Below are 841 nucleotides of genomic sequence, written 5' to 3'. Positions count from 1 at the left end.
CACGTGCGTAGCTGGGAATAGGGAGGGTTTTGTGGGCGGTGGAGAGGGCGTTCATATTGTAACGCTCGCCGCTGGAAGTTTTACGACCGTGGAACTGGTTGCCGTACCATGAGGCTTTGCCGGTTTGGCTGAAAGAGGAAACTTTGGTTAGCGGCGTGTAGCGTTTGCCGGCAACTTTGTAACTGCGGTTGGCAGAAGGATGCAGTTTTTCGACTCGGACCACGCTGTCGGCGACGGCGGCATTGATGGAGAGGACGCCGATGGTGGCAGCGGCTAAGGAAAGGAGGGTTTTTTTAGTAAAAGTCAAAACGGGTTCCGTTCTTGAGTTGATAACGCAGCGGTTTCAGACGGCCTGTTATACGCCGCCGGCAAAACCGTTTTGCCGCCATGCTTCAAATAAAATCACGGCGACGGTATTGGAAAGATTCATGCTCCTGCTGTCAGGCATCATCGGCAGGCGGATTTTTTGTCCGGCAGGCAGGCTGTCGAGAACTTCGGCAGGCAGGCCGCGCGTTTCGGGACCAAACAGCAACACGTCGCCTTCGCGGAAGGAAACTTCGTCGGGGCGAGTAGAGCCTTTGGTGGTCAGCGCGAAAATGCGACGGCCTTCAAGGGCCTTGAGGCAATCATCGAAATTCTCATGTACCGTCAGTTTGGCAAACTCGTGATAATCCAAACCCGCGCGTTTCATTTTGGACGAATCCAGAGGGAAACCAAGCGGTTTGACCAAGTGCAAATCGGCACCGGTATTGGCGCAAAGGCGGATAATATTGCCCGTATTGGGCGGGATTTCGGGTTGGTACAAAACTATGGTAAACATATAAATCAATCACTTATAGAG

Annotated in this window: 2 protein-coding genes; both read right to left on the bottom strand. The window is 53.0% G+C overall.

Annotated features, from left to right (window positions below; all coding sequences use genetic code 11):
- Window positions 1-307: septal ring lytic transglycosylase RlpA family protein (locus ACTHUR_RS12940; protein ID WP_440398898.1), on the bottom strand; the 307-nt coding region annotated here is incomplete at its 3' end.
- Window positions 308-355: 48 nt separating this feature from the next.
- Window positions 356-820, bottom strand: a complete 465-nt coding sequence (gene trmL / locus ACTHUR_RS12935; RefSeq protein ID WP_070461542.1) for a tRNA (uridine(34)/cytosine(34)/5-carboxymethylaminomethyluridine(34)-2'-O)-methyltransferase TrmL — start codon at window positions 818-820, stop codon at window positions 356-358.
- Window positions 821-841: the final 21 nt, after the last annotated feature.

This window comes from Neisseria sp. P0021.S007 (assembly GCF_051956855.1).
The sequence above is the reverse complement of the archived record's forward strand: the minus strand, read 5'-3'. Positions and strand labels throughout refer to the sequence as shown.

Coding starts and splice junctions, on each gene's coding strand:
- trmL (WP_070461542.1), bottom strand. CDS start 820: ATGTTTACCATAGTTTTGTACCAACCCGAAATCCCGCCCAATACGGGC.